This window comes from Vibrio sp. 10N.222.52.C3 (genome assembly GCF_041474195.1).
In the GTDB taxonomy this organism is placed as follows: Bacteria; Pseudomonadota; Gammaproteobacteria; order Enterobacterales; family Vibrionaceae; genus Vibrio; species Vibrio crassostreae_C.
The window spans coordinates 23,350-46,724 of the sequence record NZ_JBFRTQ010000081.1; the positions used below are offsets into that span (position 1 = coordinate 23,350).

Annotated in this window: 26 protein-coding genes and 2 pseudogenes; 17 read left to right on the forward strand and 11 right to left on the reverse strand. The window is 45.3% G+C overall.

The genetic code is table 11. The annotated features are described in order from the left end of the window. Positions 1-88: 88 nt before the first annotated feature. Entirely contained in the window at positions 89-379 is a 291-nt protein-coding gene (locus AB4517_RS13295) for a co-chaperone GroES (RefSeq protein WP_010433998.1), read from the reverse strand. 218 nt (positions 380-597) lie between these two features. On the opposite strand from AB4517_RS13295, the gene AB4517_RS13300 reads away from it, so the two are divergent. After that, positions 598-1,947, forward strand: coding sequence for an MATE family efflux transporter (locus AB4517_RS13300; protein ID WP_372142040.1), 1,350 nt, complete (start codon positions 598-600; stop codon positions 1,945-1,947). Positions 1,948-2,009: 62 nt separating this feature from the next. Here the strand turns inward: AB4517_RS13300 and AB4517_RS13305 are convergent, their stop codons facing one another. Further along, positions 2,010-2,306 carry a HigA family addiction module antitoxin gene (locus tag AB4517_RS13305; RefSeq protein ID WP_017067998.1) on the reverse strand — a complete coding sequence of 99 codons (297 nt, stop codon included), beginning with the start codon at positions 2,304-2,306 and terminating at the stop codon, positions 2,010-2,012. Further along, positions 2,306-2,584 carry a type II toxin-antitoxin system RelE/ParE family toxin gene (locus AB4517_RS13310; RefSeq protein WP_017067997.1) on the reverse strand — a complete coding sequence of 93 codons (279 nt, stop codon included), beginning with the start codon at positions 2,582-2,584 and terminating at the stop codon, positions 2,306-2,308. Before AB4517_RS13310 ends, AB4517_RS13305 begins: the two co-directional genes overlap by 1 nt. A gap of 155 nt (positions 2,585-2,739) precedes the next feature. On the opposite strand from AB4517_RS13310, the gene AB4517_RS13315 reads away from it, so the two are divergent. Next, the gene (locus AB4517_RS13315) at positions 2,740-3,225 is read left to right on the forward strand and encodes a methylated-DNA--[protein]-cysteine S-methyltransferase (protein ID WP_372148462.1); all 486 of its coding nucleotides are present in this window, start codon (positions 2,740-2,742) and stop codon (positions 3,223-3,225) included. A 107-nt stretch (positions 3,226-3,332) separates the two neighbouring features. Continuing rightward, entirely contained in the window at positions 3,333-3,584 is a 252-nt protein-coding gene (locus AB4517_RS13320) for a type II toxin-antitoxin system Phd/YefM family antitoxin (RefSeq protein ID WP_372142037.1), read from the forward strand. A 36-nt stretch (positions 3,585-3,620) separates the two neighbouring features. On the opposite strand, the gene AB4517_RS13325 is transcribed toward AB4517_RS13320, so the two are convergent. The 3 genes and pseudogenes from AB4517_RS13325 to AB4517_RS13335 form a co-directional block, all read right to left on the reverse strand. Further along, positions 3,621-3,944 carry a nucleotidyltransferase family protein gene (locus AB4517_RS13325; RefSeq protein ID WP_102481931.1) on the reverse strand — a complete coding sequence of 108 codons (324 nt, stop codon included), beginning with the start codon at positions 3,942-3,944 and terminating at the stop codon, positions 3,621-3,623. Between the two features lie 7 nt (positions 3,945-3,951). Beyond that, positions 3,952-4,380, reverse strand: coding sequence for an HI0074 family nucleotidyltransferase substrate-binding subunit (locus AB4517_RS13330; RefSeq protein ID WP_102481904.1), 429 nt, complete (start codon positions 4,378-4,380; stop codon positions 3,952-3,954). 312 nt (positions 4,381-4,692) lie between these two features. After that, positions 4,693-4,968 (reverse strand): annotated as a pseudogene (locus tag AB4517_RS13335) (2,3-bisphosphoglycerate-independent phosphoglycerate mutase); the annotation flags it as partial. Positions 4,969-5,156: 188 nt separating this feature from the next. Here AB4517_RS13335 and AB4517_RS13340 point away from each other — a divergent pair. After that, positions 5,157-5,354: a hypothetical protein gene (locus AB4517_RS13340; protein WP_371714710.1), complete on the forward strand. Its 198-nt coding sequence runs from the start codon at positions 5,157-5,159 to the stop codon at positions 5,352-5,354. Between the two features lie 67 nt (positions 5,355-5,421). Here the strand turns inward: AB4517_RS13340 and AB4517_RS13345 are convergent, their stop codons facing one another. Next, the gene (locus AB4517_RS13345; protein WP_170962346.1) at positions 5,422-5,580 is read right to left on the reverse strand and encodes a hypothetical protein; all 159 of its coding nucleotides are present in this window, start codon (positions 5,578-5,580) and stop codon (positions 5,422-5,424) included. 244 nt (positions 5,581-5,824) lie between these two features. Between AB4517_RS13345 and AB4517_RS13350 the strand changes: the two genes are divergently transcribed. From AB4517_RS13350 to AB4517_RS13410, 13 genes and pseudogenes are all read left to right on the forward strand, one after another. Further along, positions 5,825-6,010 (forward strand): hypothetical protein, encoded by a 186-nt coding sequence (locus AB4517_RS13350; RefSeq protein ID WP_372148463.1) that lies wholly within the window; start codon positions 5,825-5,827, stop codon positions 6,008-6,010. A 148-nt stretch (positions 6,011-6,158) separates the two neighbouring features. Next, positions 6,159-6,443, forward strand: coding sequence for a NadS family protein (gene nadS / locus AB4517_RS13355; RefSeq protein WP_017067989.1), 285 nt, complete (start codon positions 6,159-6,161; stop codon positions 6,441-6,443). Between the two features lie 701 nt (positions 6,444-7,144). Continuing rightward, positions 7,145-8,776 (forward strand): site-specific integrase, encoded by a 1,632-nt coding sequence (locus AB4517_RS13360; RefSeq protein WP_372083172.1) that lies wholly within the window; start codon positions 7,145-7,147, stop codon positions 8,774-8,776. Next, complete coding sequence (locus AB4517_RS13365; protein ID WP_372148464.1) at positions 8,773-11,697, forward strand: hypothetical protein; 2,925 nt, start codon at positions 8,773-8,775, stop codon at positions 11,695-11,697. Before AB4517_RS13360 ends, AB4517_RS13365 begins: the two co-directional genes overlap by 4 nt. Next, the gene (locus AB4517_RS13370) at positions 11,694-12,923 is read left to right on the forward strand and encodes a hypothetical protein (protein WP_372148465.1); all 1,230 of its coding nucleotides are present in this window, start codon (positions 11,694-11,696) and stop codon (positions 12,921-12,923) included. The genes AB4517_RS13365 and AB4517_RS13370 overlap by 4 nt, the downstream gene beginning before the upstream one ends. A 211-nt stretch (positions 12,924-13,134) precedes the next feature. Continuing rightward, positions 13,135-13,436: pseudogene (locus tag AB4517_RS13375) on the forward strand (type II toxin-antitoxin system RelE/ParE family toxin). Continuing rightward, the gene (locus AB4517_RS13380; RefSeq protein ID WP_135455613.1) at positions 13,423-13,737 is read left to right on the forward strand and encodes a DNA-binding transcriptional regulator; all 315 of its coding nucleotides are present in this window, start codon (positions 13,423-13,425) and stop codon (positions 13,735-13,737) included. Before AB4517_RS13375 ends, AB4517_RS13380 begins: the two are co-directional and overlap by 14 nt. A 419-nt stretch (positions 13,738-14,156) precedes the next feature. Next, on the forward strand, positions 14,157-15,518 hold the full coding sequence (locus AB4517_RS13385; RefSeq protein WP_372148466.1) for a type II toxin-antitoxin system HipA family toxin: 1,362 nt from the start codon (positions 14,157-14,159) through the stop codon (positions 15,516-15,518). Further along, positions 15,503-15,991 carry a helix-turn-helix transcriptional regulator gene (locus tag AB4517_RS13390; RefSeq protein ID WP_372148467.1) on the forward strand — a complete coding sequence of 163 codons (489 nt, stop codon included), beginning with the start codon at positions 15,503-15,505 and terminating at the stop codon, positions 15,989-15,991. The genes AB4517_RS13385 and AB4517_RS13390 overlap by 16 nt, the downstream gene beginning before the upstream one ends. 422 nt (positions 15,992-16,413) lie before the next feature. Next, positions 16,414-17,577, forward strand: a complete 1,164-nt coding sequence (locus AB4517_RS13395; RefSeq protein ID WP_372148468.1) for a tyrosine-type recombinase/integrase — start codon at positions 16,414-16,416, stop codon at positions 17,575-17,577. Then, a complete protein-coding gene (locus AB4517_RS13400) occupies positions 17,574-18,161 on the forward strand; it encodes a hypothetical protein (RefSeq protein ID WP_372148469.1) in 588 nt (195 codons plus the stop codon). The genes AB4517_RS13395 and AB4517_RS13400 overlap by 4 nt, the downstream gene beginning before the upstream one ends. Positions 18,162-18,421: 260 nt before the next feature. After that, the gene (locus AB4517_RS13405; protein WP_372148470.1) at positions 18,422-18,667 is read left to right on the forward strand and encodes a type II toxin-antitoxin system CcdA family antitoxin; all 246 of its coding nucleotides are present in this window, start codon (positions 18,422-18,424) and stop codon (positions 18,665-18,667) included. After that, positions 18,667-18,984 (forward strand): CcdB family protein, encoded by a 318-nt coding sequence (locus tag AB4517_RS13410; RefSeq protein ID WP_372148471.1) that lies wholly within the window; start codon positions 18,667-18,669, stop codon positions 18,982-18,984. Before AB4517_RS13405 ends, AB4517_RS13410 begins: the two co-directional genes overlap by 1 nt. A gap of 350 nt (positions 18,985-19,334) precedes the next feature. Here AB4517_RS13410 and AB4517_RS13415 read toward each other — a convergent pair whose 3' ends face one another. From AB4517_RS13415 to gpmM, 4 genes are all read right to left on the reverse strand, one after another. After that, entirely contained in the window at positions 19,335-19,889 is a 555-nt protein-coding gene (locus AB4517_RS13415) for a GTP pyrophosphokinase (protein ID WP_372083164.1), read from the reverse strand. Positions 19,890-20,176: 287 nt separating this feature from the next. Beyond that, positions 20,177-20,455: a type II toxin-antitoxin system RelE/ParE family toxin gene (locus tag AB4517_RS13420; protein WP_372148472.1), complete on the reverse strand. Its 279-nt coding sequence runs from the start codon at positions 20,453-20,455 to the stop codon at positions 20,177-20,179. Beyond that, a complete protein-coding gene (locus AB4517_RS13425) occupies positions 20,452-20,736 on the reverse strand; it encodes a type II toxin-antitoxin system RelB/DinJ family antitoxin (RefSeq protein WP_372083161.1) in 285 nt (94 codons plus the stop codon). Before AB4517_RS13425 ends, AB4517_RS13420 begins: the two co-directional genes overlap by 4 nt. Positions 20,737-21,559: 823 nt before the next feature. Next, positions 21,560-23,092, reverse strand: coding sequence for a 2,3-bisphosphoglycerate-independent phosphoglycerate mutase (gene gpmM, locus AB4517_RS13430; protein WP_372148473.1), 1,533 nt, complete (start codon positions 23,090-23,092; stop codon positions 21,560-21,562). Between the last annotated feature and the right edge of the window lie 283 nt (positions 23,093-23,375).

Consider the following 23,375-nt stretch of genomic DNA (forward strand, 5'->3'; position numbering starts at 1 on the left):
ATAATTCGTTCCTCATTTCTGGAATGACGATATGAATCATCCAATACTGGCTCTGATAACTTTTACTGAGAGTTAAATGAAAAATAGATTACTCGACGATCGCCATGATGTCGTTTTCAGACATAATCAGAACTTCTTTGCCGTCGATTTTTTCAGTTTTCGTGCCGTAACCTTCAGCAAAGATAACGGTATCGCCAACTTTTACGTCCAACGGTTGCACTGAACCGTTTTCTAGAATGCGGCCTTTGCCGACAGCTAGAATGATACCGCGAGTCGATTTTTCTGCGGCAGAACCAGTTAGAACGATGCCACCAGCAGATTTAGATTCAACTTCTTGGCGCTCAACGATAACTCGGTCATGTAGAGGACGGATATTCATCGGTCTTATCTCCTGATAATTTCCATTTAAATTTTGATAGTTGCCACGATTAGCGTGGGTCAAACAATATGTTGGGGGCGATGTGAAAGATCCCAAGGGGGGAACGAAAAAATTGTGAGCTAAAGTGCAGATTCTCACCCCTCATCTTTCCCTGCTTTTCGTTTACTCGTATCCCGCATCTGTTTATCCTACGCTTTTGGTTTCTATCGGCGTTTTGCATGCAAGATAAGCACGGGCTATTAACTGCCCCAATTGAGAGTACATTGCGTACCATGACCATACCGACCATATTCGGTATGGTGGCGATCTTGATGTTTAACTTGGTCGATACCTTCTTTATCTCACTGCTCGGCACACAAGCACTTGCAGCAGTGAGCTTTACCTTTCCAGTTACCTTTGCGATTAACTGCATCACCATGGGGATTGGCATTGGCTTATCGACATGTATCGGTCGATTGCTTGGCCAAGGCAGCGCACAAAATGCAGCACGCTTTACCTGTCATGGCTTATTGCTGGCTCTGCTTCTGGTCGGCTGCGCGTCTACATTAGGTATTATCGCCTTAGAACCACTGTTTACCCTGCTAGGAGCAAAGCAAGAGTTGTTGCCGCTGATATCGGAATACATGTCGGTGTGGTATCTCGCGATCCCATTTTTGGTCATCCCCATGGCAGGCAACAGCGCCATTCGTGCCAGCGGCGATACTAAAACACCCGCCAAGATTATGCTACTGGCTGGCCTTATCAATGGCGTTTTAGATCCGCTACTCATCTTCGGGTATGGGCCTTTTCCTGAACTGGGGATTCAAGGCGCTGCGATTGCCAGTGGTTTCAGTTGGTTTGGTGCTTTGTGTGGCTCACTCTACGTATTGATGGTGCGAGAAAAACTGCTTGCGCCGCCTAAGCTGACAAACATCGTCAGTGACTGGCGACAGATCTTAAAAATAGGCACCCCAGCGGCTTTGTCTAACGCTCTGAACCCACTTGCCGGCGCTATCATCATGATGATGCTGGCCAAACAAGGGACTGAAGCCGTGGCGGCGTATGGCGCAGCGCAACGTATCGAGTCCATTCTTATCATTGTGTTGATGTCTCTTACTTCGGCGCTTACGCCTTTCATGGCGCAGAACTTTGGCGCAAACAACCCTCAGCGCAGTTTTAAGGCACTGTTTCTGAGTATGCGTTTTGCTGTGATGTTCCAAGGTTTGATTTTCTTAATGATGGTGCCGTTGAGCATTCCTTTGGCTGCCCTGTTCTCTCAAGAAGAATCCGTCCGAGGCATATTGTGGCATTACCTGTTAGTCGTGCCCTTTAGCTATGGATTCCAAGGCATTGTGATGATGTTGATCAGTGGGATGAATGCCATGCATCAACCACTCAAAGCCTTTCAATGGAGCTTCATGCGTTTGTTTGTCTTTACCTTGCCATTCGCTTGGATAGGCAGCCAAATTGATGGTGTCGAAGGGCTGTTTATAGGCTTAGCCTTGGGGAACATTGTCGGCGGTATTTCAGGGTACTTGTTTGCGCTTCGTGTGAGGGCTAAAGCAGATGCGGGATACGAAGAGGGATAGTACAAACCAAAAACTGAAAGACAAACGCTGACTACGCAGCGCTTAGTCCATCTTCGTTATATTTATGTCGCTAGAGCAAAGTTGATCGTATTTACCTTCGCTAGATTAACGTTCTGTTTTGCTTGCCACAGATCATAGTGATCCTGCATTGTTAACCAACTCTCCGGGGTTCTACCCAGTGACTTAGAAAGACGTAAAGCCATTTCAGGAGAAACTGCACTTTGGCCTTTAAGAACACGATTCAGCGTAGAAGGGGATACATCAAGCTGCTTTGCAACAAAACGACAGCTATAACCAAACGGTTCCATATATAGGTCATAAATAAACTCACCTGGGTGAGGAGGGTTGTGCATACTCATTAGTGATAATCCTCATAATTTAAAATATAGGCATTACCATCAATAAATTCGAAAGTAATACGCCAATTACCATTTACTGTGATTGACCAAATACCATCTCTATCCCCTTTTAATGGGTGAAGCTTAAAGCCAGGTAGATCAACATCATCAATAATGGTTGCAGTATCTATAGCTGCCAACTGCATCCTAAGCTTACGCTCATGCTTAGCTTGAATACCGGCTTTACTGCCAGTCTCAAAAAACTTTTTGAGACCTTTATGCTTGAATGTTTTAATCATACAGAGAGTGTAGCGTGTTGCGCATCATGAATCAAATTTCAAGCGACTTAAGAGCAGATGCGAGATTCGGGTAAACGGGATGCGAAGAGCCTCAAAAACAGATACGAGATTCGAAGAGCTTGAGAGCAGAAAAAGACTAAAAAAAGGAAGATGACATGGAAGACACCACTTACAAAATGTTCTATGACGCGCCGATTGGCAAGATGATCATTGTGAGCAATGGTGTGTCGCTTATTGAAATTGACCATGTAAATCACGAAGAGCTAATGATTAGCAATCCAGATGACCTTTGCCAACTGGCAGCGAAACAGTTAGATGAGTACTTCGCAGGTCATCGAATAGAATTCGATTTGCCATTAAGAGCGATAAAAGGCACTGAGTTTCAAAAAGTAGCTTGGCAGGCTTTAACAACCATTCCTTATGGCGAAACCATCAGTTACGGTGAGCAAGCAAAGAGAATGGACAACCCAAAAGCCGTAAGAGCTGTGGGTGGTGCGAACGGCAAGAACCCATTTAGTATTGTTGTTCCCTGCCATAGAGTCATCGGCGCGAATGGGACATTAACCGGCTACACCGGCGGCATGAACCGCAAGGAATGGTTGTTGGATTTTGAACGTTCGGTTATAGATAAAACGCAATAATTTGTCTCACTAGAGCAAAAATATAAACGTTTCGCCATCAAGAACCGCCATTATCACCAGACAACATATAGTCTATATTTAAAATTTCATATGAAGAGGTAATGATAATGTCCACTGAAACGATAGGTTACTTAAAAAAGCACGCAGCCAACCTCGATTTATCTGAACCTATGACCATTACTCAAAATGGTAAGCCCGCTTATACGATTGAATCTTATGACGATAGAAAGCATAGAGAAGAAGCTATAGCGCTAATGAAACTATTATCGTTTTCTATTGATGATGCAAAACATGGCCGAGTCAATTCAGGTACTCAGGTTCGAGATAAACTGGCAAAGCGTAAACAATCGGTTCAATAATCAACATCATCGATACGCTAATAAAAATACGCTCGATTATTTGAGTTTAATCCCATAGGTGTCAATATGGGCAAGTAGCTCATTCGATGTAATTCTATGCTTAACGAGCAAGTCAACCTTGAATGGAAGTGACGATTGTTCTAAACGATCTTGCAAGCCTGCGACGACACTTAACGAAATACCGTCCCCCTCGATAACAATATCGATGTCAGAGTTATCTTTATAAGTTCCAAGGGCTCTAGAACCAAACACCCAGGCATGAATGACTGAAGCATGGTTCAAAACAACATCCTCAATCAGCTGATATTGATGAGGCTTAAGGCCGACAGAGCCTGGGCTAACCAAATAACTATCGTTCACATTTAACCTATTGATCACATTTACTCTCTTGATCACATTTAAGCTTTAAATAGAGTGTGACTTGCCCTATCACTGGTGAAAATGACTCTAAGATCAGTGACTGAGCTTCAAGGACATTTTCCTCATCATAGGTGTGAGACAATAAATTTCGTTTTATGAGTGCTTCAAGCATGATCTCACACTGCTCCGAAGATAGGTGCTTAGCTTCTAAGGCTGTACGAAAAACGCTCCTCGGCGAAGCCACATCAAACCCTTCAAACTCAAGTAAGTCTTTAAGGGTCTTCCATGTAAGCTCAAAAGAAAATTCAAAAGTTTGTACTAACCCAGCAAGCTCTAACTCATTGTAGCTATCTTGTGAGCACGCTCTCTCAAGCCTTTGCTGCGCTTTCATTAAGTTTTGCAGTCGTTGCTTCCAACGGTCTGGGTTTGAGTTCATATAAACAGCCTAGGGATAAGGTAAAAGACAAGTATAGTATGAGCCTTAAGCTACCTAATCATTCAAGAAATGTCACTCTTTCGATATATATCAAGGCCGTTCTTTTTGTCTTTTGTTTAAGGTAGTGTCCTTCTGTTCTTCCCTACCTGTATATCCTGCATATTTTTCTCACCCAACACCTGCCCTTAAAGCTCTTCGATACTCGATTATCCGCATCCCGCATCTATAAAAAAGCCCGCACTTTGAAGTGCGGGCTTTCAAAATCGTTACAGCTCAGTGAACCGCTGAGCCAAACAACTATTTAACTACTGACTATTTAACGATCACATCACCTGACATTTCTGCCGGGATATCAATACCAGACAGAAAAAGCATCGTTGGTGCTAAGTCAGACAGTTTACCGCCCTCTTTGAACTCAACGTCTTTGCTGCCCACGTAGATAAGCGGCACTGGCAAGTTAGTATGTGCAGTGTGGATGCCACCCGTTTCTGGGTTAACCATCATTTCTGCGTTACCGTGGCCAGCAGTGATAAGCAGTTGGCCATCGGCTTCTTTAATTGCTTCAACCACTTTGCCAAGACATTCATCTCATAGGCCCAACGTTGAATAAACTAATAGCAACAAGCAAATCAAAACTAAAGACTCGTGTGGGGTAAAACTTGCGCCGTTAAGCCGCTATGCTAATCTCATTTTGTTAGGTGGTTACTCGGCCCTCAGGTAACCTTCAGTGAAAATCGAGCGTTGGTGATAGGCGCTTACATCAAGAGGACGGCATCATGTTAGCTCCAATTCTCAGTGCGTTGTTAATGACGATTCCCTTTATCGCGGTCAGTGATAAGGTTCCTTCTTGGCTCAATGTCACCGGCTGGGCGTTGATCGTATTGATGCTGTTGCTAGGCTGGGCAACATTAAAAGCCGATAACATCATCGCTTGGTGTGAAAAGCAACGGGATAACGACCGCCCGACTCGTTAACACGAAGGCTTACCTTTTACTCACATTAACGTATCGAAAGCCGCCGCCTTAAAACGGCGCATTTTCGCTAGGGCTTGTCTTTCACGTCTTGTATTTTCTTCTCTTCTGCAGCATCGGGACGTCTTGAACACACCTCTTCAAATTGATTTAACGTCGTTTCATCGATCGCGCCTGATTGGTGTAAATCATTGACGGTCTCACTCACTGTCTTCAATACATCGCTCATCTCATCCTCACTTTGATGCTCACAACCTTTGCTTTTGTCCTCTGAGCTTAACAGAAACGATACCAAAACGAACTCATAAGATCAGTCGCAACTGGCAAAGTGAATCAGCGCTTTTCAACGTTAAGCAAACCTTAACTTAAAGACTCAAGTTTGCGACAGAACCGGGGATTCGCAAGAATACGGCGTTGATATGTGTCTTAATCAAAACTTGCAAAAAAGTAATCCATTGGCTTACACTTCATTTATGCATACAATCGTTGAATTACCCGAATACAAGAAACGAGTTGAAAAGCTCCTTTCTGAGGAAGAGAACAAGCAAATCATTAATTATCTAGCAGAGCACCCGAAAGCCGGTGTGTTAATGCAAGGGACAGGTGGAATTCGTAAGCTCAGGTGGGCAAAAGAGGGCAGTGGTAAAGTGGTGGTGTAAGAGTTATCTATTACTACCATAGTGAAGAAATACCATTATTTATGCTTTCTCTCTTTGGCAAAAACGAGAAAGCTAACTTATCTAAAGCTGAATGTAATGTTCTTAATAAACTAACCAAAATACTTGCAGACAGTTACGGGAGGCAATCATGACTAATGCATTTGAAAGTATCCAGCAAGGTCTAATGGAAGCCATTGAATTCGCAGATGGCGAAAACAAAGAGGCTACAGTTCACAAGTTTGACTCTGTTGACGTTAAAGCGGTGCGTAATAATGTAGCAATGACTCAGACTGAGTTTGCATCTACATTTGGTATCAGTCTAGGTACATTACGTCACTGGGAGCGTGGAGATAGAACACCAAGAGGTCCTGCTTTAGTGTTACTGAATGTACTTGCGAAAGATCCCCAAGCAGTAATCAGAGCTCTTGCTTGAACTACTACACCTCTAAAGGAGTGTTAATTCCTATCGCTCTACCATTAGAATAGAATCGGCTTACATTGTCTCTTATAGGCGTTTAACGTGTTGGTCGTCCCTACCACCAAAAGATTTATGCTGGTGACCTTAACCCCTCAAGTGGAAGCGGGTACACCTAAAATGCAATGAGATTAAATGCAATGCATTGCAATGCAATGTGACATCACACATAAAACACAGATAACGGCTTGACGTCACCACTGAACATTGGCTAACTTTATAAAAACAGCCGTACACGGTTGTCTTTAGACTCAATATTGCCATGTTCTGGCACTAAGCGAGATAAGTATTGCGGTCTCGCTTCAACCTCGCCATTAAGGTACTGCCTTATAAATAACGGGAAATGGCCTTCCCCTTTACACTCAACTGCACCATGATCGCACCTCTTTGTGCGTCATGCAGTGTCACTCGCGAGACCTTCATACTCTCGCTCACTAACTGGCGACACCGCTTGTATTGCTGTGTTGCAGTGCTGCTGATTGTTACTCAGCGCTGAGATGGGATTGCCCATCAAGGACCTGACAACCTCACGCGCAGACTTGATCATGCTCCACCCTGATCACACTTAACTCTCTATTTTCTTACTGAAACGTACAGCATTCGGATTATCGAATCACGTACGTTCGGCTTACTTTTATCATGCCTAAAGGATTTTACTTATGGGTAGACAATCAAATGAAAAAAAACGCAACCGAGCCAACAATGCCGGCGGCGTTCCCGTCGATGCGTATAACGTCGCCCTTGCCATCGCCAATGTGTTGCATGAACTCAGACCCAAGACGTCGGGCGTGCTGACTGAACCCACTACGCCCCTCAACCTTTATCACATTTACTTCCTGTATTTATGGATCGCAGGCCATCTGTCTGGCATCGAAAGAGAACAGGATATTCCCGATCTGGTGTTGGTCTCAGGGCGAGTCGATTGTGCGCTTCATCACCTTCGCCGAGTGCGTGAAGGTGGCGTTTCATGGGTCGAATATGCCATACCTTGCGCCCTGGCAAAGGAAACCGTGTATTTATGGCAACCCATGCCAGACGCGCTCAATGCCGTCTTTAGCTATTGGCTCACTCATCATGACACGGAGCTTCGCCTCACTAAAATGCAAAAGAAACAGCTCTTTTGGCGATTAAAAAAGAGAAAGCTACGCACGCCGGAGGCGCTGAGAAGCCAACTTGTGCTGCGAAAAGACCTCTTGTATTCCTACATCGAGCGAATGGCACATTGCGATCCTTATCTCTCACTTCCAGCTCAAAAACTCATCACAGCCAAGAAAGTCCACCATCACAGTGCACTGAGTTACCAAATGCTGAACTGCGATCAAATTCGCTATGAGATTTTTTGTGCGCACAACCGCTATTTGCAGAGACTCATTCCCCAAATAAACCAGCGTCATATTAAACCCTTTTGTGATGTCAGGCTTCCCACCACTGGCGCACTTATTCCCGTCTTTACAACGCTTAACGAGCGTCCCCCTTACCTGAAAAAAGCAGGCGCGATCGTGGCGTTCACTCTCGAACTGACCGAGGGCGCTCGAACCTATATTCCAATACCGCCCATTTCCATTGGCTCTACGCGCGCGATCCCGATTCCCAAGCTGAGTCTCTTCTTTGGTCACCTTCGCCAACAACTGGCAACGGTGCCAGAAAGAAACGCCTCCCAAGACGCGCTTCGTGAGTATTACAACGCGCGCACCTACGAGCTGGCGTTGTTATTTGTCCTTCTTACCGGCGCTCGTCCTACTCACCACATCTCGATAGAGCGGGAAGCCTGCTTTGATTTACAACGCGCCCTTATCAAAGACAAGGGACGCTACCGCCTTATCGATATTCCGAACTACTTACGACAAGCGATTGAGTCTTACCTTAAACTTCAAGCGCGCGTGCTCCAAACGTTAGCGCCCAATGACGCTTCTGCCATGGGGCCCCTATGGTACTTGATTGATGAGAACAACGTCGCCGTCCCCCTCACCGCAAAAACCTTGAGGTTGTTTATGCATGCACAGTGGCAGCATTGCTTTCAACAAAGGCTGGGGGCCCCCGAAGAAAAAGTCGTCCCTTACCAGCTTCGTCACAGCTTTGCCCAACACGCCTTGATGGCCACTCACCCACGCTTAACCACCCAACAAATTGATGTACTGATGGGCCACAGCGAACTGGGTGAACACCTTGGCAGCGCTTATGCTTTTCAAGCTTGCAACCAAACATTGATTGCGCATTTGAACCACTGGCCATCGCGGCTGCAGCTCTCTGCCCTTACGCCCTACCCTTCAAAAAAGGACCGTGCCTTATGAACCGTCAAAGCCACACCGCAAAACACATCCATCACTTCTATCAACAGCAGTCGATAGCGTGCGCTGAAGTTGACGCCTTCGAGGCCTTCTTAACGCTGCTTTTTCAAGAGAGGGGCCAAGAAAGTGAGCATGAACGCCAATTGACCGAGTCACAAATGGCCTCGATAAACCGAGCCATTTCAGGTATCCCAACAGGCCGGCAAAGAGCCTTAAAACGGGCGCGTGATGAGACGCTTTATTACCTAAACCAGGTGTGTGGCTGGGTCTTACCACCGGTAAAGGTGCAACAATTTAACGATCATGAACACTTGTGGTTGGTCTCGCTGTATCAACAAAGTGCAAGGGCCCATGCTATCTCTTTGCATTACCAACAAGAGAGCCTGCATCGTATCAAGCACAGAGGCAGCCCAAACTTGGCGTGGACCGTGTTGACCTTGATGAGAGAAGTGGCGCCTCTGCCGCTCAACGCTTGGTGTGAAAGACTCAATGATCCCACCCCGCTGGAGCGCATTGGCGATCAACTCACCCTAACCATCACGCACCCTGTTAACCTGTCGTATTTTGATGATACCGAACCCGTCAGTTTTACGCGCTACGCCGTATCACCGATTGCTGCCCGCGCCTTCTATGACTGGCAGTGCCGACAAGAGCCGGGCAACCCAAGAGTGACACTTAACCGATTGCTCAACTCACTCGAGGATTTTTATCCCTCTGCGCAGCGCAAAGCGCTTACCCCTCATCAATGGCAACAATCTGTCCAAACCTTATGGCTTCATCGCTTCGCCATCCCCCCTGAAATATTAAAAGATTTCTCTGATCCCATGCGCCATGTAAGTGCGTTACCACAAGAGGCGGCCTCATCGCGCGTAGCCAAAGCGCAAGATATTTATCAGCCGCCATCGTTTGCAAAGATAAAACCCAAAGATGCGAACCAAGAGACTCCGTTTCATCGCTGGCCTCACGCCATGCTCATCAAGTCGCTCAATACGCCCCAACAAGCTGCGCCCACTCAGCCCGAGTGGCAAGCCGACAACCTGTTGCCCCGCTTATTGTTTGATTATGTGCAAGAGCTGAAGCAATTTGGCGGCGTGAAAAAAAACACCCTCAGCCCCGCCACCTTGCTGCGCTACACCAGTTTTAAAAATGAACTGTCGACGACCCCACTCCCTCTCTCGATCGCCAATGACAGGGAAGCCCTGCAACAATGGGCCAAAGACCGATACCGCCTCATCCAAGACGAGACAATGGAAAAATGGACTCTGTATCAATTCTTCCGTTTTCTCACTCAGCAATCCATCACTGAGCACTTAGATCTCTCGACCTTCATCAAACCGACCCAAAGCCTAAAAATTGATGCCCTTTCTCTTAGCGCTGAAGAGGTGCACCACCTGGTCACTCAGTTATTAACGCACAGCCTGTCCCCGATGCAGGCGTTATTTGCGAGTGTCAGCGCGTTATTGAGTTATTACGGCGCCCTTCGACGCGGGGAACTCTTACGCCTGCGCCTTCAAGATATTCGATGCACCCACGAAAAAGGTCAGTTATTTGCGATCTACATTACCAATACCGAGGAAGGCAAAACAAAAAGCGGAGACGCGCGCACGGTTCAGGTTGTGATGCCCGAAATCGGCGCCAAATTAATACGGTTGTTACTGGCGTTCAAAGCCAACCGCCCTCCTAGCGAGCCATTCATTGGCTTTGAAGACGAGTCCATCCATTTACGAGCGCGCCACTACCTTTTGCCTATCACGAAAGTGCTCAAACAATTACACGGTAAAAAAGCGCGCTTTCATCACCTTCGCCACAGCGGCGCCAAGCTGCTCTATCAACAAGCACTTTGCCTTGCTAACGGTGCGGCGCCAAAGGCTTGGCATAAAACGCATCAACCCGTCACCGCGTCTCTCTTCTCAACATCCGTTGTTGAGCAGCGATTTCAATACTGGTTGCAAGGGCGTTCATTTTCAGAGTTAAACAATATGCTGCTGTTTGATGAAATCGGTCGAATGCTGGGCCATCAACACTATGCGACAACTCGACTGCATTACCTGCATGGTATGGAATGGGTCGCGCCTGCCTTTCTCCCTCAACAGCGAGAATACACACATGCCGAGCTGAGATACCTCTGGGGAATGAAACCAGGTTCCAATGATATCACTCGTCTTCTGATGAGGCTTAGCCCTCAATACGCCCAGCTTTCATCCTCTGAAAAGCAGCGCCACCTGCCGAGCTTTACTCATGCACAGCTGACGGAGGCTCTGAGCCAACGTTTGGGCAGCAAGCGCAAACCAAATGGTGATAAAGAACAGCTTCAAGAGGCGGAGTCAAACGACAACGAGTGGATTGGACTTTGGACAAAAGGCGTCTCAAGTGGAACCCAAACCCGCCCTTATCGTTTTCAGTGGGAAACTCGAGAGCAAATCAAACGCTTAAAAGAAACGCCTTTGGCTTTTTCCATGGTGAGTGACGCATGGCGCGCCTTTGGGCAATACCAAGGCATTGAATGGAATAAAGCCGCACGAACCGCCCTACGTCCCCTTGGCGAGCTACACCTCGAAAAGAAACCGCCGCAAAGCGATGACGAGGGAATGATCAATGGCAAGCAATTGTATTTTCTTAGCCCATGCAACCAAAAGGTGGAAAAAGCGCTCCACACCCTCAAGCAATCACCGCTCAAATACCATTGTCATATCACGCTGCATCAAAACCGAAAACGTCTCGACAGTAAAAAATGGGACTTTATACAGGCGGCTTTACTCACAGCAAAAGACACCGCGAATAAAATCATCATCCCCACCGGTCGCACTCAACTCAAGATAGCGTTGGAGTTAGAGGTCACCGATCCACTTCTTCTTGAGCAATTTCAAACCTGGTGGAACACCATGATACTTAACGCCTCACAGCCAAAAGGACACACATTATGAACACATTGAACTTTCAACCAAAAGTACACGCACGCATTACCGAGCTGGTTAGCGGCATCAAAAAAGGCAGCGAGCATCCCTTTGTCACCTTCATTGTCACTGATAAATCGCTTCACCTCATTGGCGGCGCGACGGAGAAGCTCATCATGACCACGTTGGACAGAGCGTCGGATTGCACATTGGACAACGCCGCTTTCTCGTTTAGCGCCACCGCTTTTGCCAACCTATGGCTGTGCCAAACCAATCATATCGACCAAAAAGAAACGATTTCATTGCAGCTCCGTCATGACAACCAACAAGACGGCATCGTGCTGGAAGGGCGAACCGAACTGAACTCCTTTCGCTACGCCCTCGCGCAGCCCGCTTGTGAACATCATCTGGCCTTCTTTGATAGCGTCATGACGCACCCCAAGCAAATTATTGAGACCAAGCAAGCGCTGGCGATATGTCAACTGGCCAATACCTGCACCCCTTTCTCAGTGTTTGAGGTCAACAAAGACAGCAACCGCGTTCAAATCGAGCGAGACAACGACATCATTCCTTTCGCGCTTCCTAAGGGTATGAACATCGACATCGATATGGCCCTGACTCCAGAGGCCAAGCACTCACTGGAATCGATCGCGCAAACAACACAAAGCGAGACCTTGTCTGTCTATATCGATGATGAGCAAGCGATGTTTAGCGATGGAGAGCAGGTGTATTGCCACTCCCTGGCGCCATTGCGCGCCTACCGAGAAAGACAGCAGCAACACTTTGAGTTAGAAGCCAAAGTGGTGATTGATGTTCATGAATTTAAAGCCGAAAGGGACAATTTTCAAAAAATCGAAGAGATTAAAAAAACCAACCAAGCCTTACTTTACCTCACCCCTGAGAGTATGTATTTCGCGAGCTTAGCACCCAAAGTTGGCGCCTTAATGGCACTCACGACCAAGAGTATCATTACTTCACAAGAACAACTGTATAGCGTCAACCTCAACGCCTTATCAAATGTACGTATCAAAGACATCACATCGGCTGATCAAGTCAAGATGACAGTGCTGCGCAGCGCGCAAGGTGAACTCAAATTGGGGTTTCACAATGACGAAGATGGGAAGCACCCTTATTACAGTGTGCCTTTGGAGCGTGCTTTGCCACTCTTGCCTGAGCTAAAACGGATCATCGATATCTCACAGCTCTCAAGTGATAAGCCTGAACAAAACGATCTGTTTGGATTTGATGACGTGTAATGCCATTAATGAGAGTCAGTAAGTGCTCAGACGTCGCGTAGGGAAGGCTTGATAACAAGACCGATGCCGATAAGTAGTGATTCTACAATCAACATGTCTAAGATCAGATCCATTGCCTTAAAAGTCACAACTACGTTAATCACGTATAGCTTCGCCCTCTGTACGTTACTTGCGTATACTTTGCGAATGAAAAGTATATTTCGAATCAACCATATTTGAAAAGTATCGTAATGAATATCTAAGTGATGATGAGTTTAGGCTTTTTCAAGCTGAGTTAATGTCTAATCCAAAACAGGGGGACGTGATTCAGGGTACAGGTGGTTTGCGAAAGATTCGAGTTGCAAGTAAGGGCAAGCGTGGCGGGTCTCGTATTATCTATTACTTCCTCGATGAAAAGCGTCGGTTCTACTTACTGACAATTTATGGCAAGAATGAAATGTCCGATTTAACCGCAGACCAAAAGAAACAACTAAAGGCTTTTTTATGGAGGCGTGGCGTAATGAGCAATCGTGATCTATTTACAGAGTTAAGTTCAGCTCTTATTGAGGCTCAAGAGTATTCCAAGGGCAAACTAACTCTTAAAACTCATCATGTTAAAGATATCCGCGAACTAGATATTTCACCTGATGAAATCGTGAGTATTCGTGAACAGTTTAATATGTCGCGTGGTGTGTTTGCGCGTTTGCTGCATACATCATCTCGTACACTAGAAAACTGGGAACAAGGGCGTAGCGCACCAAATGGACAAGCGGTAACTCTTCTAAAATTGGTTCAGCGTCATCCGGAAACTCTGTCTCACATCACTGAGCTCTAAGCGCTTAAGAATTTAAAATACTTTTTGTGACTGCTCACCGCCTATCGGGCGATGCTTCTTTCGTTAGCCATTGCTCGATAGTATCGAGACTTACGCAGCTTCACTAAGTGCTTACCTTTTTCTTTGCAGCTTGTACTCCAATTTAACGACAAAGCTGTGCCACGAGGCATCCGCTATGTGTTTCGCCAGTTTGCGGTTTTTCATCATATTGGATTTCAACGTCTCGACAATCACAGCGTGGTTTTTGTCAACGAAAGTTAGACTCACGGTCAAGCCAGCAAGGCTGCTTTCTTGATTGTGCAGTCTTGTGAGACAGTTGTGCCACCTCGCCTATTCATGAGTATCTATTTACTCACAATTTGAAAAAAACAGCATTATTGCGTATTATTTTACACATAAACACAAGTGAGGTGCAGCCAATGGAAGAATTAACAGTACAAGCTTTTATCAAAGGTGAATGGCTCGATGTTGCTCTCATCTCATTCCCTAAGAGTGCTCAGCATAACTTCCAAATTTCTGAACTCAATTATCTCAGTGATTATGCTCTCTATCATCATGATAAAGACGATTTGCATGCAGTTTCGATCAATCACCCTGTTTCTTTTTTCTTTGATGATATGGGAAAACCTGGTTGGTTAAGATTCCTAGACGACATAATGCCAAGTGGTGCTAGTAGAAGGTACTGGGTCAAGCACTTAGATATTGAGGATCTAAGCTTCGATGAACAAGACTTTGTTTTACTTAAGTTTGGGACGATGTCGCCTATCGGCAATTTACGGGTGAAAGAGTCTCTTCCTGAGCGTTACGAAGTATCAGACAACCTCTATTTCTCTGTTGAGGATGTTAAGAACCGAGCGGGTGATTTCCTCGACTATGCACAGCAAAGAGGCGCAGCGGCAGGTGGAGCGACGGGCGCGGGAGGAGAGGCCCCTAAATTACTCCTACGTAGCGAGATAACCCCTCACACTGGCGACGAAAAAATATGGATAGATCCCTATCAAGATGACCCTAGCAATCACGATTTACACTACCTGGTAAAATACCCCAGAGGTTCGAGAAGCACCGTCGACTGTAATATTCTAAGAGCTGAGTTCTATTACTATCATGCACTTACTGAAATGGGTTTTGATACGATTCCAATACAAGGCATGCGCTTAGAAGAAGGTCTTAATTACCCTTCGTTATGGCTACCTAGATTTGATATTCAAATCAATAAGGAACAGGTGGAAAAATTCGGTATGGAATCCGTATACTCCATGCTAAATAAAGGTGCAGGAGTCACTCTCAACCACGAAGCCACTATCAGAAGCCTCATAGAAAAGATGACCCAAAGCCACATGGTTCAACATCAAGGGTATGCTTTCGACCCCCAGGAGTTCGTCGTTGAGTGGGTAAAGCGAGATTTACTCAATATCTTGTTTGGGAATAGTGACAACCACGGAAGAAATACTTCCTTCCTGAGAGGAGACGGTTTTATTAAGCTGGCTCCTATATACGACTTTGCACCAATGAAAGCCGATCCCGAGGGCATTCCAAGAAGCACAAAATGGCAAGCACCACTCGAAGTCGGCGGAACCTATGATTTTATAGGAATAGCTGAATCCCTGTCAGATCTAGTACCAACAGCCGTCCTTCTTGAAGAACTAAGAGATACAGCCGCTAAATGCCTTGACCTTAAAAAGAGACTGGAAGAACAAGGTGTACCAAAACAAATCTTGGAGATGCCAGCAATTGGGTTTAATCATATATCTGAAAAATTGACAAAATGGGGGCTAGCATGAGTAAGAGTAGCCGATCAAATAAAGAGACTGTATATGAGACCGTAGCTCGCCTAAGAGCAAGCCGAGAACAGCCAAAGTCAATAGCTTCCCATCAACCAACACACTCGGGAAAGAGTAAATTACAACCAAATACTCAAGCAAAACAGAAGGTATCTAAGAACTCAAAAGCGATCAGGGCATCTGATCGTAAAACGGCTATGGACGATATTATCAAACAACTCTTGCTTGGTGGGCTCACACAAGGCCAAGCCCTTAGAACACTGCGAGTGAACATACTAGGCCTAAAACAGGATGTTTTTGCAAAACTCGTCGATGTCTCAAGAAAAACACTCTCAGATATTGAGAATGATAGAGGTAGCTACAACACCGAGGTTCTAAACAAAGTATTCAAACCTTTTGGTATGAAAACGGGGTTAATTCCCTCATCGCCGAGTTTGCTCATTTCTCTATTAAACAGTAACGAGACAGAGTGATACAAACTACAGTGAACTCTGATGCAATTCCACAAAGGCGGAGAACAAGCTGACAGGTTTGGGTTTGATGACACATCAGCGGCGCACCAATGAGCCGTCATTTTTGATGAAAAAACCACCAAAACACTGGACATCGATCCAGTAAAAGGCTAGAGTCAATATTGAACGTTTTATAGGCTATCGGAAGAAATGGGCGTGAAGACACGCTTTAGGATTTGGAAGATACCGTGAAATGCGTTGGCAGATGATGACCTTGCGTCACGCCGCCACACACAATATGCAGTTGGGATAGGAAGGGTGCAACCTTCCTACCCCGTACCGGCTGCGACACGTTTAAGCAGACCCAGCCGATGGCTCGATTCTAGCGAATTCCATTGGTGAGGGACAGATCTATTTAAGATCTGATATCAATGGAGGCCGCTATGGCTCATCTTCGCATCCGTCCTAACGGGCGCATTCAGTTCGATCTTCATTTGTACGGCCAACGCTTTCGCGAAGGTACCCAGCAAATGGCCACCCCAAAAAATGTCAGGCTTGCTCAAGCCACCCTCAAACAAATGAACGCCGAGATTGACCTTGGCACCTTTCAATACCGTGATTACTTTCCACACAGTAAAAAAGTGGCCTTGTTTGAACGCTTACAGCGCGAGAAGTACCCCGACCACCTGTATCCTTTTTTCAATGACTTTGCGAATCAGTGGTATGAGCGTCAAAAAGGCAATTGGAAAGCCAGTTATAAAGGCGTGGTAAAAAACACCCTTGAGCAATACCTCATTCCGCACTTTGGCAATACCTTAGTCTCTGAAGTGTCGCTCTCTCAAGTGGAATTTTTTCGTCAGACCCTGCAAGAAGCTCGTAAGGCCAATGGCGAGCGACAACTCACCAACAAGCGCATCAATAATATTTTATGGCCGCTGATTGCCATTCTGAGCCTCGCCGCCGAAGAGCATCACTTTGATTACCCATTTCGACGCTACAAATCCCTGAAAGAGGAAAAAGCGGATTCGAAACCGCTGACCATGGATGAAGTCCGTACTTTCTTAGAATGCTGTGATACGCAATGGCATGATTATTTTTTACTGCGATTCTGGACGGGCATGCGAAGTTGTGAAGTGCATGGCCTGTATTGGGAGCACATTGATTTTGACCATCGCTTGATTCGCGTGAGACAAAATTATGTGAATGGGGAAATTTGCGATGTGAAAACACCCAAATCTCGTCGTGATTTGCAGATGTGCGACACCTTGTTCGCAGCGCTAAAACGTCAGTGGGAAATGAGAGGTGAGTGCAGCCCATTTGTGTTTCCCTCTAAAACAGGACAAGGGCTAGATACGCATTACATCAGCAAGCATGTTTGGCACCCAACGTTGAAAAAAGCAGGCCTGAAACCACGTCGCGCTTACGAAACGCGCCATACCGCTGCGGTGCTGCACATTGCCGCGCATGAGAATCCGCTCTATATCTCACACAAACTCGGACACAGCGACACCAAGCTACTGTTTGAGGTCTACGCCCCTTATGTCGCCAATGCTTCCAGACAAGACGGGAACGCGTTTAACGACATGATGTTAGGAGGTGCGGCATGATGATACTGACCTTTAACCGCGCTCAATACTTCCATCAAAACCTAATGGATAATGATCAACTGTACGCCTTTGCATTAGGCTCTGAACTGCCTTCGGTTTATACACTCATCGGCAACAAACAAGAAATGGCGTTAAGTTCATTGAACGAACAAGGCCGTTTAGAAGCGATAGCCAAGCAATGTTATGAGCGTTTTATGGAAGATCCAACGTTGCAATTGGTACTCAATAAGTACGCCGACAGTATGATGACCTCGGGCATGGTTATGTTTCACGATGTTCGATTACACGCTCAGTCCCCTGGACTGACTTTAGCGAAGTACTACTGCGCACTTAAACAAACGGATGGGCATTTGGATAGATCGATGGTGTGGGAAAAACACCTTCAATGGTGCCAAGCGTTATCTTTTGCTTTGTATGAACATTGCCAAGATCCACGCAGTGATATTTGTTATGGCGAGAAGACCGTCATTATCGATAAGCCGCATAACAGGCAGTGTTACAGCTACACGACCATCAAGAAACCGGTGTCGTTTCAGCTCAACCGATATCAGTACAGGCAAGTGCCTTGGCAGTGGCAAGACTAGCGCTCCTGATAACACGGGAATACCGATAACATGGGTGACCCGTATTTTTCATTCAAGTTTAAACTCAGAAAGTGCGTCTTTCACGCTTAGTCATAATGTCACCTGTTTTAGTCTCGAGATGATCATACATCACCTCTTAATCAGGTGGCCAAATTAACTATGCCACTACAAACAGTAGCCATGTGATTCATACCCGCTTGTTATATGCCTTTCATGTACCTATACTTGATGCGCACATTAAATACGCATAAGTGATTATCATGAGAAACGCATATAGCACGCAAGCGCCTAAAAAATCTGCAAACTTAAGCTTAAATAGCGAATTACTCGCTGAAGCTAAGCGCCTGAATATAAACCTCTCAGCAACAATGGAAAAAGCGCTTGAAAAAGAAGTGAGCCAACGCCGTAAAACTGAGTGGTTGGAGCAGAATGCAGATGCTATCAGTGCTTGCAACGAACTAACCGAAAACCACAGTCTGTTTTCCGATTCTTACAGAATATTCTAATGTCACAGTTTTCACTATACCAAAATAACGATAAAAGCACTGCTACCGCTTATCCATACTTTGTTGATGTTCAAAGTGAAATACTTGATACGCTAAATACCCGACTGGTGATCCCATTAACACCAGTTGAAATGTTAGAAAAGAAAGCCCCTACTCACCTATGCCCAGTAATCCATATTGATGAAGGTGACTTCGTGATCCTCACTCACCAAATGGCAAGTGTGCCGACTAAGATCTTACGTGAACCAGTCAATGAATTGAATACATTTAGAAACGAAATCATTGCTGCTATTGACTTTCTGATTACTGGCATTTAACGCTCGATATACGCCAATAGCTCCGGTGAGCTCACCTTCGCTTTCACCACCAAGTCCACATGAAAGGGGCTTTGTGAAGATAGATAGCAGAGGTATCAAGGATACATTTTCATACAACAGCAAGCTCCTTCAATAGAAGACCGAGCCACTGAGGAGTCACATTCCGAGGCACATGAAGAGAGCATGCCCCGCTTCAAGACGTAGCCATTCTTGTTGAGATCGATGCTGAGACATTTACGAGTACCTTTAACGAGCAAAGTTAAAGGTTACGACGTTTATTGAAAGGATTGAATGAGTCGATTTAAAGACGCTTACAACACATGGCTGTTGTTGTGTATCCGTGATGAACCTTAAATAAAGCTTCGCTTAAACTTCTCATGGTTTTCGATATTCGACCTCAAATCTTCTTTATCCCAAATTTGAAGTTCCCACGGAAAGTAAAAGTTACTTCTATTTTTAAAATAGATGTGAAGTCCTTTATAGCCTTCCTTATCGCGCAAATACCAGTTTTTCAAACCAAGTTCATCTTGCCAGTTATCCAGCTCTTCCATCACTTCTGCGATCTCGGACTTGGTTAATATAATCCTTGCCCCAAAAATATCATTGAGCCAATTGTTCACCGGATACTGATTGTCGCGCTCACTATAACGCGCAATTTTATCGTCGATACTTTCTCTTGTTTTTACTCGATAAAAGTATTTCAACTCAATATGGGAGGTCATGAGATAGTCATTGATACTTTCATGAAGCACTAAGCGGTATTTATAGATATGAGAGGCAGGGACGTTCGAGATTGTCCTAGATAGCTTCACTTGCTCAAACATCCCCTGCTCAAAGCAAGACTCAGAAAACTCTTTGTGAATTCTATTGATCTCTTCAATGAGTTTTTTAACTTGCTCTTTCATCCCACCTCCATGATTTTAACGGACTGATGAATAATCTGACATGATTAAATACAGATGGAAGTATAGCAAGTTTGGGAATGGAAGCTAAAGCAAAAGCCACAAAAGCGCCTCTCCGCATAAGCCAATCGCTTTCCATGATAGTACGCCGTATCTTGAAGGGAAACTTGAGTTGAACATGCTTGAGTCATCCTGACCACCAGTGCGCGAAATCTAAATTGATAAAGTAAGCCTAGGTACCAATTTAGAGACCGCCAAATACTTGGGTGTCCTGTATTTTTCACATCACATTAGTCTGTAGGGAATTTTTGCTTCTGATGTAGAGCTCGCATAATACGGATAATTGAACCTTCAACCCAATATAAAACAATCATCGAAACTTCAGAAATAATGAGTAATCTGCCTCGAGCGCCTTCACGTTGCACTCTCATTAAAGGTTGCTCAAGCAAGTTTTCGACTTTGGCTTCAATAATATTTTCGGTTCTTTCAGCTACCTTTGGATTAAAGTCGTAGAGGAATTCAAAGATCTTCTCTCGATCATTAAGGGACTCTTCTTCCCATAAAATCATTGTTGACCTCGGCTACGAATCCTCGCTTTACGGGCTTCCATTCGAGATTTGGCTGAATCATTGTTAATAAACACCGCTTTGCCAGAGTCATACTTTTCAAAAGCAAGTTTTACTTGTTCTGTTAACCAAGCATCATGAGATAATGCCTTTCTTTGATGCTCTGCCATTTGTTCTGTCAGTTCACGGCAAGCATCACTAAGAGTGCGACCTTGGCTCTCAGCCAGTTGCTGAGCTAGGCGTTTTGTTTCGTCATCAACACGAAATTGGATTCTAGCATCCATGAGTAGTTCCTTGAAAAGCACTGCACATACAAACGTTAGCACCAGCGCGCTAGATGGGCAACTAACTAGCCTTTAAGATTTCACGATGCTTTACTGTACACGTTCAATGAGAGCCAACTACAGAATTTATCGCCTGCATCCAAGGTTTTTCCGGAGCTGATTTTCCTTTAAATCACAACACCTCGAATACATTGCTCAGCTTAATTATTGGTTAATTGAACTCGAATTTAGGGGATGTTTTGAATAGGGAGCGGCTTTAGGGCAAGCAATCACAAATTGTAACGCAGTTATCGAGCGTTTTAACCAGCTAGGATGCGCAATTATTGACTACGATTAGTATTATGTATCAATAATCAACACCATCGGCACGCTAATAAAAATACGCTCGATTATTTGAGTTTAATCCCATAAGTGTCAATATGGGCTTTGCTGCGCTTTCATTGAGTTTTGCAGTCGTTGCTTCAAACGGTTTGAGTTCATATAAACGGCCTAGTGATAAGGTCAAAGACAAGTATAGTATGAACCTTAAGCTATCTAATCATTCGAGCAATGTCACTCTTTCGATATTCATCAAGGCCGTTCTTTTCGTCTTTTATTTAAGGTCGTGTCCTTCTGTTCTCCCCTGCATATTTTTCTCACCCAATTCCTGTCTTTAAAGCTCTTCGCTACTCGTTTACCCGCATCCCGAATCTGCTCTTAGCTCTTCGTATCTCGTTTACTCGTATCTCGCATCTATAAAAAAGCCCGCACTTTGAAGTGCGGGCTTTCAAAATCATTAAAGCTCAACGTGAACCGCTGAGCCAAACAACTATTTAACTACTGACTATTTAACGATCACATCGCCTGACATTTCTGCTGGGATATCAATACCAGACAGAGAAAGCATCGTTGGTGCTAGGTCAGACAGCTTACCGCCCTCTTTGAACTCAACGTCTTTGTTACCTACGTAGATAAGTGGCACTGGTAGGTTAGTGTGCGCCGTGTGGATGCCGCCCGTTTCTGGGTTTACCATCATTTCTGCGTTACCATGGTCTGCTGTGATAAGCAGTTGGCCATCGGCTTCTTTGATTGCTTCAACCACTTTGCCAAGACATTCGTCTAGCGACTCTACCGCTTTAACCGCTGCATCGTATACGCCAGTGTGGCCAACCATGTCACAGTTAGGGAAGTTACAAACGATAGCGTCGTATTTGCCGCCTTTGATTGCTGCAACAAGCTTTTCAGTTAGCTCTGGTGCGCTCATTTCTGGCTGTAGGTCGTAAGTCGCCACTTTTGGAGAAGCAACAAGCTGACGCTCTTCGCCTTCAAACTCGTCTTCTTTACCGCCGTTGAAGAAGAACGTCACGTGTGCGTATTTCTCTGTTTCAGAGATACGTAGTTGCGTTTTGCCTTCTTTCGATAACCATTCACCGTAGGTGTTCTCTAGAGAAGCCGGTGGAAATGCACATAGCAGTGGGATGTCTGCTGCGTATTGAGTCAGCATCACGAAATCGATCGCTGGGAATACGTTACGAGCAAAGCCGTCGAAATCAGGCACGAATGCGCGTGTAATTTCACGAGCACGGTCGGCACGGTAGTTCATGAAGATAACCGCATCACCATCAACGATAGCGGCAGACTCTTCGCCTTCCGCTTTAATTTCAGTCGCTTTAACGAACTCATCGTTTTCGTCACGAGCGTAAGCCGCTTCTAGGCCAGCTACTGCTGTGTCGAATGTGAATTCTGCTTTTGCTTGAGTCAGCAGGTCGTAAGATTCTTGAACGCGATCCCAGTTGTTATCACGGTCCATTGCGTAGTAACGACCAATAAGCGAAGCAACACGGCCCTTGCCTATCTTAGCGAATAGCGCTTGGAAACGTGCAAGTGTGTTTTCTGCGCTACGTGGCGGTGTATCACGACCGTCTAGGAAAGCGTGTAGGTAGATTTTCTCTGCGCCACGCTCAGCTGCCATTTCAACAGCGGCGTAGATGTGATCTTCATGAGAGTGAACGCCACCTGGAGACATAAGTCCCATGATGTGAACCGCTTTCTCAGCTTTCACCGCTTTATCGATAGCGTTCACTAGCGTTTCAGTTTGGCCGAACTCGCCGTCTGAAATGGACTTAGTAATACGAGTAAGATCTTGGTATACCACGCGACCCGCACCGATGTTGGTGTGACCCACTTCAGAGTTACCCATTTGGCCATCAGGTAGGCCTACATCTAAGCCAGAAGCAGAGATTAGCGTGTTAGGTTGGTTAGCAATAAGACCGTCTAATACTGGTGTTTTAGCGTTCGCGATAGCGTTGTCTTGGTTGTCTTCACGGTAACCGTAACCGTCAAGGATCACTAGAGCCATTGGCTTCTTAGCTGACATAGGACTGACCTCGTTCAATTCAAAATAAATCGGTATAAAAACAAATTAGCGTAATTTTACTACAGTTTACAGTCAAAACTGTAGCGGAAGATCAAGAAAGGGCGCAGGTAGGGAGGCCGGACATGAAAAAAAGCATCACTTTAGGAGAAGCTAGTATCCAGAATACATTGAAGTTAGATCAGATTAAATGGCGGCCAAAAGAGCACTCAGTTGAGTATAGATGAACATCAATACTTGAGTAACCATACTTAGAAATGTTCACTTAACAAACGGGCTGGCAATG

Bases quoted from the DNA above. Each gene is read 5' to 3' on its own strand.
- AB4517_RS13360 (WP_372083172.1), top strand. From the start codon at position 7,145: ATGGGTAGACAATCAAATGAAAAAAAACGCAACCGAGCCAACAATGCC.
- AB4517_RS13320 (WP_372142037.1), top strand. From the start codon at position 3,333: ATGTCCACTGAAACGATAGGTTACTTAAAAAAGCACGCAGCCAACCTC.
- nadS (WP_017067989.1), top strand. From the start codon at position 6,159: ATGACTAATGCATTTGAAAGTATCCAGCAAGGTCTAATGGAAGCCATT.
- AB4517_RS13420 (WP_372148472.1), bottom strand. From the start codon at position 20,455: ATGATTTTATGGGAAGAAGAGTCCCTTAATGATCGAGAGAAGATCTTT.
- AB4517_RS13365 (WP_372148464.1), top strand. From the start codon at position 8,773: ATGAACCGTCAAAGCCACACCGCAAAACACATCCATCACTTCTATCAA.
- AB4517_RS13330 (WP_102481904.1), bottom strand. From the start codon at position 4,380: ATGAACTCAAACCCAGACCGTTGGAAGCAACGACTGCAAAACTTAATG.
- AB4517_RS13340 (WP_371714710.1), top strand. From the start codon at position 5,157: ATGTTAGCTCCAATTCTCAGTGCGTTGTTAATGACGATTCCCTTTATC.
- AB4517_RS13300 (WP_372142040.1), top strand. From the start codon at position 598: ATGCAAGATAAGCACGGGCTATTAACTGCCCCAATTGAGAGTACATTG.
- AB4517_RS13415 (WP_372083164.1), bottom strand. From the start codon at position 19,889: ATGAAAGAGCAAGTTAAAAAACTCATTGAAGAGATCAATAGAATTCAC.
- AB4517_RS13305 (WP_017067998.1), bottom strand. From the start codon at position 2,306: ATGAGTATGCACAACCCTCCTCACCCAGGTGAGTTTATTTATGACCTA.
- AB4517_RS13350 (WP_372148463.1), top strand. From the start codon at position 5,825: ATGCATACAATCGTTGAATTACCCGAATACAAGAAACGAGTTGAAAAG.
- gpmM (WP_372148473.1), bottom strand. From the start codon at position 23,092: ATGTCAGCTAAGAAGCCAATGGCTCTAGTGATCCTTGACGGTTACGGT.
- AB4517_RS13425 (WP_372083161.1), bottom strand. From the start codon at position 20,736: ATGGATGCTAGAATCCAATTTCGTGTTGATGACGAAACAAAACGCCTA.
- AB4517_RS13345 (WP_170962346.1), bottom strand. From the start codon at position 5,580: ATGAGCGATGTATTGAAGACAGTGAGTGAGACCGTCAATGATTTACAC.
- AB4517_RS13370 (WP_372148465.1), top strand. From the start codon at position 11,694: ATGAACACATTGAACTTTCAACCAAAAGTACACGCACGCATTACCGAG.
- AB4517_RS13395 (WP_372148468.1), top strand. From the start codon at position 16,414: ATGGCTCATCTTCGCATCCGTCCTAACGGGCGCATTCAGTTCGATCTT.
- AB4517_RS13405 (WP_372148470.1), top strand. From the start codon at position 18,422: ATGAGAAACGCATATAGCACGCAAGCGCCTAAAAAATCTGCAAACTTA.
- AB4517_RS13295 (WP_010433998.1), bottom strand. From the start codon at position 379: ATGAATATCCGTCCTCTACATGACCGAGTTATCGTTGAGCGCCAAGAA.
- AB4517_RS13310 (WP_017067997.1), bottom strand. From the start codon at position 2,584: ATGATTAAAACATTCAAGCATAAAGGTCTCAAAAAGTTTTTTGAGACT.
- AB4517_RS13410 (WP_372148471.1), top strand. From the start codon at position 18,667: ATGTCACAGTTTTCACTATACCAAAATAACGATAAAAGCACTGCTACC.
- AB4517_RS13315 (WP_372148462.1), top strand. From the start codon at position 2,740: ATGGAAGACACCACTTACAAAATGTTCTATGACGCGCCGATTGGCAAG.
- AB4517_RS13385 (WP_372148466.1), top strand. From the start codon at position 14,157: ATGGAAGAATTAACAGTACAAGCTTTTATCAAAGGTGAATGGCTCGAT.
- AB4517_RS13380 (WP_135455613.1), top strand. From the start codon at position 13,423: ATGAGCAATCGTGATCTATTTACAGAGTTAAGTTCAGCTCTTATTGAG.
- AB4517_RS13390 (WP_372148467.1), top strand. From the start codon at position 15,503: ATGGGGGCTAGCATGAGTAAGAGTAGCCGATCAAATAAAGAGACTGTA.
- AB4517_RS13400 (WP_372148469.1), top strand. From the start codon at position 17,574: ATGATGATACTGACCTTTAACCGCGCTCAATACTTCCATCAAAACCTA.